Origin of the sequence: Bordetella parapertussis (assembly GCF_020735925.1) — a bacterium.
In the GTDB taxonomy this organism is placed as follows: Bacteria; Pseudomonadota; Gammaproteobacteria; order Burkholderiales; family Burkholderiaceae_B; genus Bordetella; species Bordetella pertussis.
Window position 1 is genome coordinate 1,415,023 of the sequence record NZ_CP085971.1, and the last position, 16,079, is coordinate 1,431,101.

Sequence of the window (16,079 nt, forward strand, 5' to 3'; positions counted from 1 at the left end):
GCCCGGCCGGCATTTCCACCGAACACAATTCAAGGCAGCGCCGGCCTCATCCACAAGACAGGGCTGGCCAGGTTCTCCTACATGTCATTGTTCTCTTTGCTCGGGGCGTTGGAAATCGGCCTGATCTTCAGCCTGGTCGCGCTGGGGGTGCTGATTTCCTTCCGCCTGTTGCGCTTTCCCGACCTCACCGTCGACGGCAGCTTCCCGCTGGGCGGCGCGGTGGCCGCGATCCTGATCGCCGCGGGCTACGATCCCTTCACCTCCACCATCGTCGCCACCCTCGCCGGCGCCGCCGCCGGGCTGGTCACCGGCTGGCTCAACGTGCGGCTGCGCATCATGGACCTGCTGGCCAGCATCCTGATGATGATCGCGCTGTACTCGGTCAACCTGCGCATCATGGGCAAGCCCAACGTGCCCCTGATCACCGAACCCACCGTCTTCACCCTGCTGCAGCCGCAGTGGCTGAGCGATTACGTGGCGCGGCCGCTGATCCTGCTGGTGGTGGTCATCATCGTCAAGCTGGCGCTGGACTGGTTTCTCGCCACCCAGGCCGGCCTGGCCATGCGCTCGACCGGCTCCAACGGCCGCATGGCGCGCGCCCAGGGCGTCAATACCGGCGCCATGATTCTGGCGGGCATGGCGCTGTCGAACGCCCTGGTGGCGCTGGCGGGCGCGCTGTTCGCGCAGACCCAGGGCGGCGCCGACATCTCGATGGGCATCGGCACCATCGTCATCGGGCTGGCCGCGGTCATCGTGGGCGAGAGCATCCTGCCGTCGCGCCGCCTGGTGATGGCCACCCTGGCGGTCATCCTCGGCGCCATCGTGTACCGCTTCTTCATCGCGCTGGCCCTGAACAGCGATTTCATCGGACTCAAGGCACAGGACCTGAACCTGGTGACGGCCGTGCTGGTCACGATCGCCCTGGTGATCCCGATGCTCAAGCGCCGCCTGGTCGGCAGGAAGGGGGCCTGACATGCTGAGCGCCAAGGATCTGCACATTACCTTCAATGCCGGCACGCCGATCGAGACGCGCGCGCTGCGCGGGCTGTCGCTGGACATTCCGAACGGCCAGTTCGTGACCGTCATCGGCTCCAACGGGGCCGGCAAGTCGACGTTTCTCAATGCCATCTCCGGCGACCTGCCGGTCGACACCGGCACCATACGGATCAACGATGCCGACGTGACCCGCCAGCCGGTCTGGGAGCGCGCCGGACGCGTGGCGCGGGTTTTCCAGGACCCCATGGCGGGCACCTGCGAAGACCTGACCATCGAAGAGAACATGGCGCTGGCCCAGATGCGCGGCGCCAGGCGCGGCTTCAGCCGGGCCGTCAAGGCGTCGATGCGCGAGGGTTTCCGCGAGCGGCTGGCGACCCTGGGCCTGGGGCTGGAGAACCGCCTGGCCGACCGCATCGGCCTGCTGTCGGGCGGGCAGCGCCAGGCGGTCAGCCTGCTGATGGCCGCGCTGCAGCCTTCGCGCATCCTGCTGCTGGACGAGCATACGGCCGCGCTGGACCCGCGCACCGCCGATTTCGTGCTGCAGCTGACCGCCCGCATCGTGGCCGAGAGCCAGCTCACCACCATGATGGTCACGCACAGCATGCGCCAGGCGCTCGACGTGGGCGAGCGCACCGTCATGCTGCACCAGGGCCAGGTGGTGCTGGACGTGTCCGGCGACGAGCGCAAGGGCATGGACGTGCCCGACCTGCTGGCCATGTTCGAGCGGGTGCGCGGCGAGAAGCTGTCCGACGACGCGCTGCTGCTGGGCTGAGTCCGCCGGGGCTGCCCCGGGCGCGTCAGTCCAGCACGCCCAGCATCACGCTGGCGGCGTCGAACAGGGCGCAGACCGGCGTGCCGGCGGCCAGCGCCAGGTCGCGCGCGCTTTCCTCGGTGATGATGGCCGCCAGCGTGCCGCCGCCGTCGAGGTCGACGATGATCTCGCTGTTGACGGCGCCCGGCCGCACCTCGGCCACCTTGCCGGGCAGCTGGTTGCGCGCGGACAGGCGCAGGCCGGGGCCGGGCAGGCCCAGCAGCACCGCCTGCGCCTTGATCAAGGCGATGGCCTGGGTGCCGGGCGCCAGGCCCAGTTCTTCGGTGCTGGCGCGGGTAATGACGGCCGCGATGCGCTGGCCGCCGGCGATACGCAACACGATTTCGTCATTGACGGCGCCGGCATGGACCGCCTCCACGGTGCCCAGCAGGCGGTTGCGGGCGCTGGTCTTGAGCATGAATCGCCTCATGATGTCGATGTCGCCGGCGGCGTCCAGCCCGCTGGCGGCCAGGTGCTGGACGAAACGCTGGTGTTCGGCCTGCAGCGCCCGGAACGTGGCGATCAGGCGGCGGGCGCGGTCGGTCAGGCGCGTGCCGCCGCCGCCGCCGCGCCCGCCGGCCGAGCGCAGCACCAGGGGTTCGCCGGCCAGGTTGTTCATGGCGTCGATGGCGTCCCAGGCGCCCTTGTAGCTCATCCCGGCGGCGCGCGAGGCGGCGCTGATCGAGCCGGTGGCCTCGATCTGGGCCAGCAGGTCGATGCGATGCTGGCCGCCCCAGGGCTGGTCGCCCGAGCGCAGCCAAAGCGTGCCGTCGAGTTGCAGGGAAGGTGCGGACATGGCGGTCTGGCCGGCGCGGCCGGCGGATGGCGGATGCAAATGAGAGTTTATTGCAAGTTGCCTCCGATCGCGGCATGATGGGCGCTCACACGTCGCTACACAGGTGAGACATGCAGATCGTCAAGTTGCGTACCGTCTCGGTGGCCGCCGGCTTGCTGGCCGGCTGCGCGTCGGGCCCCACGCTACGCAGCGATTATGACCACAGCGCCAACTTCGCGCAGTACCGCACTTTCGCGTTCATGTCGCCGCTGGGCACCGACCGGGCCGGCTACAGCAGCCTGCTGACCGAGCGCCTCAAGCAGGCCACTCGCGGCCAGCTCGAGATGCGCGGCTACACCTATGACGAGAGCAAGCCCGACCTGCTGGTCAACTTCAACGGCAAGCTGCAGGAAAAAACCCAGGTGACGCCGGCGCCGCCGCCCATGGGCCCGTACTACGGCTACCGGGCCGGCTTCTACGGCGGCTGGCCCGGCTACGGCTGGGGCGACGACGTCTACCAGTACACCGAAGGCACGCTGAACATCGACCTGATCGACGCGCGCCGCCGGCAACTGGTCTGGGAGGGCGTGGCCACGGGCGAGGTCAACGATCTCGACAAGGCGCAATCCGCCGCCAGCGTCGAGCAGGGCGTGGCGCAGATCTTCTCCAAGTATCCGTTCCGCGCCGGCAACGGCCAGCCGCAGACGCCTCCCAAGCCGTAGCGGGGCGCCGATGAGCAAGCGCAAGGCGCGCCGCGGCGCCGGCATGCCCGACTACGAGACGGTGGCGCTGGTGCTGCAGGGCGGCGGCGCCCTGGGCGCGTACCAGGCCGGCGTCTACGAGGGTCTGCATGCCGCGGGCATACGGCCGAACTGGCTGGCCGGCATTTCCATCGGCGGCATCAATGCGGCCATCATCGCCGGCGCCCCCGTGGACGAACGGGTCGGGCGCCTGCGCGGCTTCTGGGAAGCCATCTGCCGGCCCACCGGATTCGTCGGGCTGCCCTGGGGCGATGCCTGGGCGGCGCTGTTCGCCAACGCGCCGTTCGGCTTCGGCTCCAACCAGAGCAACGGCCAGCTGGCTGCCTTCAACGCGCTCACGCGCGGCCAGCCGGGGTTTTTCGAGCCGCGCTTTCCGCCGCCGTACCTGGTGCAGGGGGGCGGGGCGGCCGCGACCAGCTTCTACGACACGACGCCGCTGCTGCAGACGCTGCGCGACTATGTCGATTTCGACCTGCTCAACCGCGGCGATGTGCGGGTCAGCCTGGGGGCGGTCAACGTACGCACCGGCAATTTCGCCTACTTCGACAGCCGCGAGACCGTCATCAGGCCCGAGCACGTCATGGCTTCCGGCGCGCTGCCGCCGGGCTTTCCCGCCATCGAGATTGATGGCGAGTTCTACTGGGACGGCGGTCTGGTGTCCAACACCCCGCTGACCAAGGTGCTGGCGGTCCACCCGATGCGCGACACGCTGGCTTTCCAGGTCGACCTGTGGCCGGCGCGCGGCCCCTTGCCCACCAGCCTGGAAGAGGTGGCGGAGCGCCAGAAGGACATCCAGTACTCCAGCCGCACGCGCATCGTCACCGATACGTTCCGCCGCCAGCTCAAGCTGCGCCGCAGCCTGCAGCGCGTGCTCGACCGCCTGCCGCCGCAGGTGCGCAGCAGCCGCGAACTGGCGCAGATCCGGCGCGAGGCGTGTACGCCACTGGTCAACGTGGTCAACCTCATCTACGAGGCCAACCAGTTCGAACGCCATTCCAAGGACTACGAGTTCAATACCGAGTCGATGCGGGAGCACTGGCGCTTCGGCCTGGCCGACATCGAACGCACGCTGGCGCAGCCCGGCGTGCTGGACAAGCCGTCGCCCGACGAGAGTTTCGTGACGCACGACATCCACCGCGCGGACGCTTGAACCTTGCACCTAGGATGAGTCCGCTTTTTTTGGCGGGGGCGATTGCAATCGGGTGGGATGGCGTAGCCTCTTGCGCCTGCCGCTTCCGCACATCCCTCTCCGATGTCCCGCCGTCGTTCCGCTTCCTTCCCCGCCGCCAAGCCGTCCGCCGGGGCGCAGCCCTGGGAGCTGCGTTACCAGGCCTGGGTGCTCGTCACGCCGGCCGGCGCCATCGTGCATCTGTCGGCCGCCGAACGCATCTGTATGCTGGGCCTGCTTGCGCATCCCCGGCGCGAGCTCACCCGCGCGGTGCTGGTCCACAGCCTGCCCGGGCTGGGCGCGGGCGCCATCAACGTGGTCATCAGCCGTCTGCGCCGCAAGGTGGGCGAGACCGGCGAGGTCTTGCCGCTGCGCACCGTGCACGGCATGGGCTATGTGTTCCTGGCCGGGTTGCGCAGCGACACCGCGCCGCCGCAGGTTGAAATCCGTCCGGCGTCGTGTCCGCCCCGCCAGGCGGGTGCATGGACATCGGCCCGGCGCAGATGCCGCCGCTGTCCGCAAACGACCGCCCCATGCGCCTTTGACGCCGGCATGTCCATCGGCCAAAGGGGGGAAACCCCGACGTTTTAAACGAAAATCGGCTACATTAATGCGTTCTCTGCGTGCCTCATGCTCGCGTGCGGCCGTCGCAATGGCGGTTGGGAGCAGCGCGCTTTTACCTCCGTGAGGAATCCATGCGTTTTTCGCCTCAGCGTGTCTCGGCTTTCGGTCTTGTTGCGACGCTTTCAGTGTTGTTGGCAGCATGCGGCGAAAAGCCCCAGTTCAATCCTGGCATGCCTCAGGTCAGCGTGATCACGGTGCAGCCGCAGCGCGCCGCGGTGGTGTCCGAGCTGCCCGGCCGCGTGGATGCAGTGCGCGATGCGCAGATCAGGGCGCGGGTAACCGGCATCGTCCAGAAGATCGCCTTCGAGCAGGGCGGCGACGTCCAGGCCGACCAGCTGCTGTTCAAGATCGACCCGGCGCCCTACCAGGCCGCCTACGACCAGGCCGCCGCGCAGCTCAAGCAGGCGCAGGCCGACCTGTTCAGCGCCAAGCTGCTGGCCGAGCGCTACGCGCCGCTGGTCAAGGCCAATGCCGTCAGCAAGCAGGAATACGACAACGCCGTGGCCCGCTACCGGCAGGCCGACGCCAGCGTGGCGGCGGCCAAGGCCAACCTGACCAATGCCAAGATCAACCTGGGCTATACCGACGTGACCTCGCCCATCAAGGGGCGCATCGGCAAGCCGCTGGTGACCGAGGGCGCGCTGGTCGAGGCGACCTCGGCCACCCAGATGGCGACGGTGCAGCAGCTCGACCCAATCTATGTCGACTTCACGCAATCCACCGCCGACCTGGCGGCGCTGCGCCGCGCGTTCGCCGCCGGCAAGCTGCAGCAGGTGGGCAAGGACGCGGTCAAGGTCCAGGTGGTGCTGGAAGACGGCTCGATCTACCCCGAAGCGGGCAAGCTGCTGTTTACCGGCGTGACGGTGGATCCGACCACCGGGCAGGTGAACCTGCGGGCCGAGGTGCCCAATCCCGACAACATCCTGCTGCCCGGCATGTACGTGCGCGTGCGGGTGGACCAGGGCGTCGACGACAAGGCGCTGCTGGTGCCGCAGCAGGCCCTGCAGCGCACCGCCGACGGCATGCAGAGCCTGATGCTGGTCAAGGACAACAAGGTCGAGCAGGTGCCGGTGACCACGGGCAGCGTGATCCACAACCAGTGGGTCATCAACAGCGGCCTGGCGGCGGGAGACGTGGTGGTGGTCGAAGGCTTCCAGAAGATCCGTCCGGGGGCGCTGGTGCAGGCTTCGCCCTGGAACAAGGGGGGCGCGGCGCCTGCCGGCCAGCAGCCCGCTCCTGGCCAGCAGGCGCCGGCCCAGCAGCCCGCCAAGCAGGAACCCGCCAAGCAGGCGCCGGCCGCAGGCCAGCAGTCCTAAGCGGCGCGCGGCGCCCGACGGCGCCGCGTTCCCTTTTCGTGAGCATCGCTTTCAGAGTCAGCCCACATGCCGCAATTTTTTATTGATAGACCGATTTTTGCCTGGGTAGTCGCACTGTTCATCCTGCTGACAGGGATATTGGCCATTCCCAATATGCCCGTGTCGCAGTATCCGGACGTGGCCCCGCCTGCCATCACGATCACCGCGACCTACCCGGGCGCTTCCGCCAAGGAAGTGGCCGAGTCGGTCACCAGTATCATCGAGGACCAGCTCAACGGCGCCAAGGGCCTGCTGTACTACGAATCGGTCAGCGACTCGTACGGCCAGTCGCAGATCACCGCGACGTTCGCTCCGGGCACCGATCCCGACCTGGCCCAGGTGGACGTTCAGAACCGCGTGTCCAACGTGACGGCGCAGTTGCCCGTGGCGGTGATGCAGCAGGGCCTGCAGTACGAGCAGACCAGCGCCGGCTTCCTGATGATCGTGACGCTGTCGTCCACCGACGGCACGCTCGACCAGACGGCGCTGGCCGACTACATCACCCGCAACGTCAAGAACCCGGTGTCGCGCGTGCCCGGCGTGGGCCAGTTCCAGCTGTTCGCCGCGCCGCGCGCCATGCGCATCTGGGTCGACCCGGACAAGCTGGTGGGCTTCAACCTCAGCATGGCCGAGGTCAACCAGGCCATCAGCCAGCAGAACGTGCTGATTTCGGCCGGCAGCATCGGCGCGCCGCCCAATCCGGACAGCCAGCGCGCCACGGCCACCGTGATCGTCAATGGCCAGTTGAGCACGATCGAGGGCTTCGGCCAGATCGTGCTGCGCGCCAACACCGATGGCTCGAAGGTGTTGCTGCGCGACGTGGCCCGCATCGAGGTGGGCGCGGACAACTACCAGTTCGGCGCGCGCCTGAACGGCAAGCCCACGGCGGCGTTCGCCATCGTGCTCTCGCCCGACGCCAACGCGCTGGCCACCGCCGAGGGCGTGCGCCAGCAGATGGCCTCGCTGTCGCAGTACTTCCCGTCCAACATCCGCTACGACATCCCGTACGACACCGCGCCCTACGTGAAGGTGTCGATCGAGCAGGTGATCCACACCCTGGTCGAAGCCATGGTGCTGGTGTTCCTGGTGATGTTCCTGTTCCTGCAGAACGTGCGCTATACCCTGATCCCGGCCCTGGTGGTGCCGGTGGCCATGCTGGGCGCGTTCGCGGTGATGCTGGCGCTGGGCTTCTCGATCAACGTGCTGACCATGTTCGCCATGGTGCTTGCCATCGGGATCCTGGTCGACGACGCCATCGTGGTGGTCGAGAACGTGGAGCGGATCATGGCCAGCGAGGGCCTGTCGCCCAAGGAGGCCACCAAGAAGGCCATGCCGCAGATCAGCGGCGCCATCGTCGGCATCACGCTGGTGCTGGTCACGGTGTTCCTGCCGCTGGCCTTCATGACCGGCTCGGTCGGCGTGATCTATCGCCAGTTCTCGGTCGCGATGGCGGTGTCGATCTTCTTCTCGGCATTCCTCGTGCTCAGCTTCACGCCGGCGCTGTGCGCGACGATCCTCAAGCCCATCCCCAAGGGCCATCACCAGGAAAAGAAAGGCTTCTTCGGCTGGTTCAACCGCAAGTTCGACGCCACCACGCACAACTACCAGAACTGGGTCTCGCGCATCCTGCACAAGGGCGGGCGCATGATGCTGGCGTTCGCGCTGCTGGTGGTGCTGCTGGGCTGGCTGTACATGCGCCTGCCGTCGTCGTTGGCTACGTGGTTAGCAACATCGAACTGCCCACCGGCGCCAGCGCCAACCGCACCATCGAGGTGGTCGAGGAAGTCGAGAATTACTTCCGCAACATCCCCGCGGTGGAGAACGTCATCACGGTGCAGGGCTACAGCTTCAACGGCAACGGCCTGAACGCGGCCATCGCGTTCACCACGCTCAAGGATTTCTCCGAGCGCAAGAGCCGCGCCGACTCGGCCGGCGCGATTGCCTTCACGGCTTTTTCCAAGCAGCTGATGGGCATTCACGACGCGCAGGTGTTCACCCTGGTGCCACCGGCGATTTCGTCGCTGGGCAACGCTTCGGGCTTCGACTTCCGCCTGCAGGACCGCGGCGGCGCCGGCACCGAGGCGCTGGGCGCGGCCACCGCCGAGCTGATGGGCATGGCGGCCAAGAGCCCGGTGCTGTCGCAGGTGCGCATCACCGGCCTGGGACCGGGTTCGCAGCTGAGCCTGACGATCGACCGCGACAAGGCGGCGGCGCTGGGGGTCAACTTCGACGAGGCGGCCACCCTGATCTCCACCGCGGTGGGTTCGGCCTTCCTGAACAAGTTCCCCAACATGGGCCGGATGCAGAACATCTGGGTGCAGGCCGACCAGCAGTACCGCATGCAGGTCGAAGACCTGCTCAAGCTGAACGCCCGCAACAACCAGGGTGGCATGGTGCCGCTGTCGACCTTCGTGTCGGCCAAGTGGGTGCAAGGGCCGGTCCAGGTGGTGCGCTACAACAGCTACGAGTCGGTGCGTATCGGCGGCGACGCGGCGGCGGGCTACACCACCGGCGAAGCCATGCAGGAAATGCAGGACCTGGTGGCCCGCTTGCCGCAGGGCTTCGGCTACGAATGGAACGGCCTGTCCTACCAGGAGCGGCTGGCCGGCAACCAGGCGCCCATCCTGATGGGGCTGGCGCTGCTGGTCGTGTTCCTGGTGCTGGCCGCCCTGTGTGAGAGCTGGGCCATCCCGCTGTCGGTGATGCTGGTCGTGCCGCTGGGCATGCTGGGCGCCGTCGCGCTGGTGACGGTGCTGGGCATGTCCAACGACGTGTACTTCCAGGTGGGCATGGTGACGGTGATCGGGCTGGCGGCCAAGAACGCCATCCTGATCGTGGAGTTCGCCAAGGACCAGTACGCGCGCGGGCAGGGCCTGTACGAGTCGGCGGTGGAGGCGGCGCGCCTGCGTTTCCGTCCCATCCTGATGACGTCGCTGGCGTTCATCCTGGGCGTGGTGCCGCTGGCCATCGCCACCGGCGCCGGCGCCGCCAGCCAGCGCGCCGTCGGTATCGGCGTGCTGGGCGGGATGCTGGCGGCCACCCCGTTCGCGGTGATTTTCGTGCCGACCTTCTTCGTGGTGGTGCTGGGCCTGTTCAAGACCCGGCCGCGCCTGCTGGGCGCCGAACTGCGCGCCTTCGAGGAAGAGCAGGCGGCCAAGCGCGCCGCCGAGCAACAGCAGCCGCAGGACGGCGCCGCGACGCCGGCGCCGCAGACCGGCGGTCAGGAGAACAAGGAATGATGGCCGTGATGTACAAGCGCAGTGCGCTCTCGGTGCTGGTGGCGGCCGCGCTCGCGGGCTGCTCGCTGGCGCCCGACTACAAGCGACCGGAGGCTCCGGTGCAGGCGAACTGGCCGGACCAGCCCAAGGTGCAGTACGGCGCCTACGCCAGCCCGACCTCGCTGGGCGAGCAGCCGGCCGCGGCGGTGGCGCCGCAGGGCGCCACGCCGGCCGACGAGATCGGCTGGCGCGAGTTCTTCCGCGACGCGCGCCTGCAGAAGCTGATCGAACTGGCCCTGGTCAACAACCGCGATCTGCGCGTGGCGGTGCAGCGCGTCGAAGAGGCGCGCGCGCAGTACGGCGTGCAGCGCGGCGCGCAATGGCCCAGCATCGGCGCGGGCATCCAGGGACAGCGCCAGCATCTGCCGCCCGACATGCGTCCGCTCGGGCCGGATTCGACCTCCATCTCCAGCCAGTACCAGGCGGGCCTGGGGCTGACCACGTTCGAGATCGATCTGTTTGGCCGCCTGCGCAATCTGTCCGAGGCGGCCTACCAGCAGTACCTGTCGACCGAGCAGGCGCAGCGCAGCGTGCACATCACGCTGGTCGGCGCGGTGGCGCAGTCGTACTTCAACCTGCGCGCCGCCGAGGTGCAGCTGGAGTTGACCCAGAAGACGCTGGCCTCGCGCCAGGAGTCGTACAACCTGGTCAAGACGCGCTTTGACGGCGGGGTGGCTTCCGAACTCGACCTGAACCAATCCAAGTCGCTGCTCGACAGCGCCTCCGCGGACCTGGCGGCGCTGGCGCGGGCGCGCGCGCAGGCCGCCAATGCCCTGGTGGTGCTGGTCGGGCTGCCGGGCCTGCCCGAGGACCTGCCGGCGCCGGCCGTATTCGGCCGCGACCAGTTGCTGGCCAGCGTGCCGGCCGGGCTGCCGTCCGACCTGCTGACGCGCCGGCCCGACATCCTGGCGGCGGAGAACCAGCTCAAGGCGGCCAATGCGAACATCGGCGCGGCGCGCGCGGCGTTCTTCCCGACCATTTCGCTGACCGGCCTGCTGGGTGTGGCCAGCCCGTCGCTGGACAATCTGTTCAAGGGCGGGCAGGGCTACTGGAGCTTCTCGCCGTCGATCACCACGCCGTTGTTCGCCGGCGGCAGCATCCGCGAAGGCCTGAACCTGGCCAAGGCGCGCGACAACATCGCGGTGGCCCAGTACGAGCAGAGCATCCAGCAAGCGTTTCGCGAAGTCTCGGATGCGCTGGCCGGCGAGGCGACCTACAGCGCGCAGCTCGACGCGCAGCGCGCGCTGCAGGTGGCGGCCGGGCGCACGCTGGAGCTGTCCAACCTGCGCTACAACAATGGCATCGACAGCTATCTGCAGGTGCAGACGGCCCAGGTCGACTTCTTCAACGCGCAGCTCGGGCTGGTACAGACCGGGCTGGCGGCATTGATCAACCGCGTCGAACTCTACAAGGCGCTTGGCGGCGGCTGGCAGGAATCAACCACGAAGCAACCATGATTGAACTAGGTGTCAACATCGACCATGTGGCCACGCTGCGGCAGCAGCGCCATACGGCTTATCCCGACCCCGTGCAGGCGGCGCTGCGCGCCGAGGACGCCGGCGCCGACCTGATCACGCTGCATCTGCGCGAAGACCGCCGCCACATCCAGGACGCCGATGTCTACGCCATCCGCCCCTTGCTGCGCACCCGCATGAACCTCGAGTGCGCGGTCACGCCGGAGATGCTGGAGATCGCCTGCGCGGTCAAGCCCAGCGACGTGTGCCTGGTGCCGGAAAAGCGTACCGAGTTGACGACCGAAGGCGGTCTGGATGTGGCCGGCGCGCAGGCGGCCGTCACCGACGCGGTGCAATTGCTGGCCGAGGCCGGCATCCGGGTGTCGCTGTTCATCGATCCGGACGCGCGCCAGATCGAAGCGGCGGCGCGCGCCGGCGCGCCGGTCATCGAGCTGCACACGGGCGCCTACGCCGAGGCGCGCGACGATGCCGCGGTGCAGGCCGAGCTGGCGCGCGTGCGCGCCGCCGTGGCCGAGGGGCTGCGCCATGGCTTGCGGGTCAACGCCGGCCATGGGCTGCACTACGGCAACGTGCAGGCGGTGGCGGCGCTCGACGGCATCGCCGAACTGAACATCGGCCATGCCATCGTGGCCCAGTCCATCTTCGACGGCTGGGACAAGGCGGTGCGCGACATGAAGGCGCTGATGGTGCAGGCGCGCCTGGCGGCCGTGCGCGGCCACGCCTGAAGCAGGGCGGGGCGCCCGGCGTATTATCATCACGATATCGCGTCGCGGCCGCGCCGCGCGCTCCACTGCAGGAATCCGAACCACATGAGCTCCGTTTCCGCGGCCGGCGCGACGCCGCCCGCGTCGCCCGGCTGCATCGCCGGCATCGGCATGGACCTGTTGCGCATCGAACGCATCGAGCGCGCGCTGGCGCGCCATGGCGACCGTTTCGCGCAGAAGATCCTGGGGCCGGAGGAGCTGGCCAAGTTCCATGCGCGCCGCCGGCGCGACCCGGCGCGCGGCGTGCGTTTCCTGGCCACCCGCTTTGCCGCCAAGGAAGCCTTTTCCAAGGCCATCGGGCTGGGCATGCGCATGCCCATGAGCTGGCGACGGGTGCAGACCCTGAATGCGCCGGGCGGGCGGCCGGTGCTGGTGATCGGCGCCGAGCTGGCCGATTGGTTCGATGCGCGCTTCGGCGCGGCGCATGTGTCCATTACCGACGAGTCCGATATGGCCGCGGCCTATGTCATCGTCGAACGCAAACCGGCGCCCGACGGCCGGCCGTGAGGCCGGCGCGGCCGCCATCCAAACCGAGGCTAGAGCCCATGTCCAGCAAGAAGAAAACCAAGCCCGTCCTGCCTCCCGGCCCCGTCATGGTGGATGTGGCCGGCACGACGCTGACCAAGGACGAGAAGCGCCGCCTGCGCAACCCCCTGGTGGGCGGGGTGATCCTGTTCGCGCGCAATTTCACCGATCGCCGGCAATTGTGCGCGCTGACGCGGGCCATCCACAAGGCGCGCAAGGAGCCGCTGCTGATCGCGGTGGACCACGAAGGCGGCCGCGTGCAGCGCTTTCGCGACGACGGCTTTACCGCGTTGCCGCCCATGCAGGAGCTGGGCAAGCTGTGGGACCGCGATCCGCTGGCGGCGATGCGGCTGGCGACCGAGGCCGGCTACGTGCTGGCCGCCGAGCTGCGCGCCTGCGGCGTCGATCTCAGCTTCACGCCGGTATTGGACCTCGACTACGGCGTGAGCAAGGTGATCGGCAATCGCGCCTTCCACCATGACGCGCGCGTGGTCACCATGCTGTCGCGCGCGCTGGCGCAGGGCCTGGCGCTGGCGGGCATGGCGGCCTGCGGCAAGCATTTCCCCGGCCATGGTTTCGTGGGCGCCGATTCGCACCACGAGATCCCGGTCGATCCGCGGCCGCTCGCGCGCATCCTGAAGGATGACGCGGCGCCTTACGCCTGGCTGGGCGACCTGGTCATGCCGGCTGTCATGCCGGCGCATGTGATCTATCCGAAGGTCGATGCCCAGCCCGCGGGTTTTTCGCGCCGCTGGGTCAGCGAGATCCTGCGCGAACGGCTGGGCTACGATGGCGTGGTGTTCTCCGACGATCTGACCATGGAGGGCGCGTCGGTGGCGGGCGACATCCTGGCCCGCGCCGAGGCGGCCCTGGGCGCCGGCTGCGACATGGTGCTGGTATGCAACCGCCCGGACCTGGCCGACGAGCTGCTGGACCGCCTGCAGGTCCAGCATCCGGCCGCCTCGGTCGAGCGCATCCGCCGGCTGATGCCGCGGTTCGCCGCGCCGGACTGGGACACTTTGCAGAATGACAGCCGCTATCAGCATGCCCGACGACTTCAATCTCAAATCGTTTCTGGCTGACCTGCCGCACCTGCCCGGCGTGTACCGGCATCTCGATGCCGCCGGGGAGGTGATGTATGTCGGCAAGGCGCGCGATCTCAAGAAACGCGTATCGTCGTATTTCCAGAAGAACCTGGCCAGCCCGCGCATTGCGCAGATGGTGGCCAAGGTGGCCAGCGTGGACGTCACCGTCACGCGTTCGGAGGCCGAGGCGCTGCTGCTCGAGAACAACCTCATCAAGAGCCTGCGGCCGCGCTACAACATCCTGTTCCGCGACGACAAGTCGTATCCCTATCTGCTGATCACCGGCCACGCGTGGCCGCGCATCGCGTATTACCGCGGCGCCACCAGCAAGCGGGGGCAGTACTTCGGCCCGTACCCCAATTCGTGGGCCGTGCGCGAGACCATTCAGATCCTGCAGAAAGTGTTTCGCCTGCGCACCTGCGAGGACACGGTCTTCGCCAATCGCTCGCGTCCCTGTCTGCTGCACCAGATCGGCCGCTGTTCGGCGCCGTGTGTGGGCGTGATCGAGGCCGGGGACTACGCCCACGACGTGCAGCGCGCCGTGCGCTTTCTCAACGGCGAGGCGCGCGAAGTCATGGACGAGATCGAAGCCCGCATGCTGCAGGCCTCGACCGAGCTGCGCTTCGAGGAAGCGGCGGTGCTGCGCGACCAGATGGGCTCGCTGTCCAAGGTGCTGCACCAGCAGACCATGGAGAACGTCGGCGGCGACGATACCGATGTGATCGCCGTGGCGTCGGCCGGCGGCAAGATCTGTGTCAACCTGGCCATGGTGCGCGGCGGGCGCCACCTGGGCGACAAGCCGTTCTTTCCCACGCATGCCGAGGGCGAGCAGCCGGCCCAGGTGCTGGAGGCCTTCGTGGCGCAGCATTACGCCGACGGCGCCATGCCGCCCGTGCTGGTATGTTCGCATGCGCTGCCCGACAGCGGCCTGGTCGGCCTGCTGGCCGAGCAGGGCGGCACCCGCGCGGCCCGGGTGCTGACCCGTCCGCAGGGCGTGCGCCGCTCATGGCTGGAGCAGGCGCAGAAAAACGCCGAGATGGCGCTGGCGCGGGCACTGACCGAATCGGGCGCGCGCGCCGGGCGCACCCTGGCGCTGGCCGAGGCGCTGGATCTCGATACCGACGAGGAGTCGCTCGATGCCTTGCGCATCGAATGCTTCGATATCAGCCACACCGCCGGCGAAGCGACGCAGGCCTCGTGCGTGGTGTTCCTGCATCACGACATGCAGCCGTCGCTGTATCGCCGTTACAACATCGTGGGCATTACCCCGGGCGACGATTATGCGGCGATGCGGCAGGTGCTGACGCGCCGCTTCGGCAAGGTGGCCGACGGCGAGGCGCCTATGCCGGGGCTGGTACTGATCGACGGCGGCAAGGGCCAGGTCGAGGTGGCCCGCCAGGTGTTCGTCGAACTCGGGCTGGACATCCAGTCCCTGGTGGGGGTGGCCAAGGGGGAGGGCCGCAAGGTGGGGCTGGAAACCCTGGTGTTCGCCGACGGGCGGCCGCCCGTCGCGCTGGGCAAGGAATCGGCGGCCCTGATGCTGATTGCGCAGGTGCGCGACGAGGCGCACCGCTTTGCCATCACCGGCATGCGCGCGCGCCGCGCCAAGACGCGCAATGTCTCGCGCCTGGAAGAAATCGAAGGGATCGGGGCGCGCCGGCGCCAGCGGCTGCTGGCGCGCTTTGGCGGCCTGTCGGGCGTCAGTTCGGCCAGCATCGAAGACCTGGCTTCGGTCGAGGGTATTTCGCAGGAATTGGCCGTGCGCATCTATGATGCGCTGCATGGCTGACATCCGCCCGCCGCGCCGGTGATGTAGCATACGGTCACTATGCCGATAAACGTACCCATTTTCCTGACCTGGCTGCGGATCGCCATGATTCCGCTGGTGGTCGGCCTGTTCTACCTGCCCGAGAGCTGGATGTCCGTGCCCATGCGCGACACCTTCGCGGCCTGGGCGTTCATTATCGCGGCCTTGACCGACTGGTTCGACGGATGGCTGGCGCGGCGCTGGAACCAGACCTCGGCCTTCGGCGCGTTCCTGGACCCGGTGGCCGACAAGCTGATGGTCTGCGCGGCGCTGATCGTGCTGCTGGACCTGAGCCGCGTCGATGCCTTCATTTCGCTGATCATCATCGGCCGGGAAATCACCATTTCGGCGTTGCGCGAATGGATGGCCAAGATCGGCGCCAGCGCGAGCGTGGCGGTGCACCGGCTGGGCAAGTTCAAGACGGCGGCGCAGATGGTGGCGATACCGTGCCTGCTGTACGACCAGCCGCTGTTCGGCCTGAGCAGCCGCCTGATCGGCGACGTGCTGATCGTGGTGGCGGCGGTGCTGACCGTCTGGTCGATGCTGTATTACCTGCAGCGGGCCTGGCCCGCCATCCGCGAAAAGTCGCAGTGAGCGTACGCGGCCGGGCGCAGGCCCGGGCAATACAAGAGGCGAAGCGCGCTGCGCGCCATTC

12 protein-coding genes and 2 pseudogenes are annotated in these 16,079 nt (G+C 68.4%); 13 read left to right on the plus strand and 1 reads right to left on the minus strand.

Going from position 1 to position 16,079, the window contains the following annotated elements; all coding sequences use genetic code 11:
• Positions 1-81: 81 nt before the first annotated feature.
• On the plus strand, positions 82-972 hold the full coding sequence (locus LK409_RS06725) for an ABC transporter permease (protein ID WP_010928188.1): 891 nt from the start codon (positions 82-84) through the stop codon (positions 970-972).
• 1 nt (position 973) lies between these two features.
• Positions 974-1,768: an ABC transporter ATP-binding protein gene (locus tag LK409_RS06730; protein WP_003810326.1), complete on the plus strand. Its 795-nt coding sequence runs from the start codon at positions 974-976 to the stop codon at positions 1,766-1,768.
• A gap of 25 nt (positions 1,769-1,793) precedes the next feature.
• On the opposite strand, the gene LK409_RS06735 is transcribed toward LK409_RS06730, so the two are convergent.
• Positions 1,794-2,603, minus strand: coding sequence for a TOBE domain-containing protein (locus LK409_RS06735; protein WP_010928189.1), 810 nt, complete (start codon positions 2,601-2,603; stop codon positions 1,794-1,796).
• Between the two features lie 110 nt (positions 2,604-2,713).
• Between LK409_RS06735 and LK409_RS06740 the strand changes: the two genes are divergently transcribed.
• From LK409_RS06740 to pgsA, 11 genes and pseudogenes are all read left to right on the plus strand, one after another.
• Positions 2,714-3,304 carry a DUF4136 domain-containing protein gene (locus LK409_RS06740; protein ID WP_010928190.1) on the plus strand — a complete coding sequence of 197 codons (591 nt, stop codon included), beginning with the start codon at positions 2,714-2,716 and terminating at the stop codon, positions 3,302-3,304.
• Positions 3,305-3,314: 10 nt separating this feature from the next.
• Entirely contained in the window at positions 3,315-4,493 is a 1,179-nt protein-coding gene (locus LK409_RS06745) for a DUF3734 domain-containing protein (protein WP_010928191.1), read from the plus strand.
• A 102-nt stretch (positions 4,494-4,595) separates the two neighbouring features.
• Positions 4,596-4,949 (plus strand): annotated as a pseudogene (locus tag LK409_RS06750) (helix-turn-helix domain-containing protein); the annotation flags it as partial.
• A 257-nt stretch (positions 4,950-5,206) separates the two neighbouring features.
• On the plus strand, positions 5,207-6,451 hold the full coding sequence (locus tag LK409_RS06755) for an efflux RND transporter periplasmic adaptor subunit (RefSeq protein ID WP_041937166.1): 1,245 nt from the start codon (positions 5,207-5,209) through the stop codon (positions 6,449-6,451).
• Positions 6,452-6,517: 66 nt separating this feature from the next.
• Positions 6,518-9,729: pseudogene (locus tag LK409_RS06760) on the plus strand (multidrug efflux RND transporter permease subunit).
• Positions 9,726-11,225 carry an efflux transporter outer membrane subunit gene (locus LK409_RS06765; protein WP_003810342.1) on the plus strand — a complete coding sequence of 500 codons (1,500 nt, stop codon included), beginning with the start codon at positions 9,726-9,728 and terminating at the stop codon, positions 11,223-11,225. Before LK409_RS06760 ends, LK409_RS06765 begins: the two are co-directional and overlap by 4 nt.
• Positions 11,222-11,968 carry a pyridoxine 5'-phosphate synthase gene (pdxJ, locus tag LK409_RS06770; RefSeq protein ID WP_003810344.1) on the plus strand — a complete coding sequence of 249 codons (747 nt, stop codon included), beginning with the start codon at positions 11,222-11,224 and terminating at the stop codon, positions 11,966-11,968. Before LK409_RS06765 ends, pdxJ begins: the two co-directional genes overlap by 4 nt.
• Before the next feature lie 84 nt (positions 11,969-12,052).
• Entirely contained in the window at positions 12,053-12,514 is a 462-nt protein-coding gene (gene acpS, locus LK409_RS06775) for a holo-ACP synthase (protein ID WP_003810346.1), read from the plus strand.
• Between the two features lie 38 nt (positions 12,515-12,552).
• On the plus strand, positions 12,553-13,614 hold the full coding sequence (nagZ, locus tag LK409_RS06780; protein WP_003810348.1) for a beta-N-acetylhexosaminidase: 1,062 nt from the start codon (positions 12,553-12,555) through the stop codon (positions 13,612-13,614).
• Positions 13,577-15,406, plus strand: a complete 1,830-nt coding sequence (uvrC, locus tag LK409_RS06785) for an excinuclease ABC subunit UvrC (RefSeq protein WP_033449735.1) — start codon at positions 13,577-13,579, stop codon at positions 15,404-15,406. The genes nagZ and uvrC overlap by 38 nt, the downstream gene beginning before the upstream one ends.
• Before the next feature lie 39 nt (positions 15,407-15,445).
• Positions 15,446-16,018 carry a CDP-diacylglycerol--glycerol-3-phosphate 3-phosphatidyltransferase gene (gene pgsA / locus LK409_RS06790; RefSeq protein ID WP_003810356.1) on the plus strand — a complete coding sequence of 191 codons (573 nt, stop codon included), beginning with the start codon at positions 15,446-15,448 and terminating at the stop codon, positions 16,016-16,018.
• Positions 16,019-16,079 lie beyond the last annotated feature (61 nt).

Coding starts and splice junctions, on each gene's coding strand:
- pgsA (WP_003810356.1), top strand. CDS start 15,446: ATGCCGATAAACGTACCCATTTTCCTGACCTGGCTGCGGATCGCCATG.
- LK409_RS06730 (WP_003810326.1), top strand. CDS start 974: ATGCTGAGCGCCAAGGATCTGCACATTACCTTCAATGCCGGCACGCCG.
- uvrC (WP_033449735.1), top strand. CDS start 13,577: ATGCCCGACGACTTCAATCTCAAATCGTTTCTGGCTGACCTGCCGCAC.
- LK409_RS06745 (WP_010928191.1), top strand. CDS start 3,315: ATGAGCAAGCGCAAGGCGCGCCGCGGCGCCGGCATGCCCGACTACGAG.
- pdxJ (WP_003810344.1), top strand. CDS start 11,222: ATGATTGAACTAGGTGTCAACATCGACCATGTGGCCACGCTGCGGCAG.
- LK409_RS06740 (WP_010928190.1), top strand. CDS start 2,714: ATGCAGATCGTCAAGTTGCGTACCGTCTCGGTGGCCGCCGGCTTGCTG.
- LK409_RS06765 (WP_003810342.1), top strand. CDS start 9,726: ATGATGGCCGTGATGTACAAGCGCAGTGCGCTCTCGGTGCTGGTGGCG.
- nagZ (WP_003810348.1), top strand. CDS start 12,553: ATGTCCAGCAAGAAGAAAACCAAGCCCGTCCTGCCTCCCGGCCCCGTC.
- LK409_RS06755 (WP_041937166.1), top strand. CDS start 5,207: ATGCGTTTTTCGCCTCAGCGTGTCTCGGCTTTCGGTCTTGTTGCGACG.
- LK409_RS06735 (WP_010928189.1), bottom strand. CDS start 2,603: ATGTCCGCACCTTCCCTGCAACTCGACGGCACGCTTTGGCTGCGCTCG.
- LK409_RS06725 (WP_010928188.1), top strand. CDS start 82: ATGTCATTGTTCTCTTTGCTCGGGGCGTTGGAAATCGGCCTGATCTTC.
- acpS (WP_003810346.1), top strand. CDS start 12,053: ATGAGCTCCGTTTCCGCGGCCGGCGCGACGCCGCCCGCGTCGCCCGGC.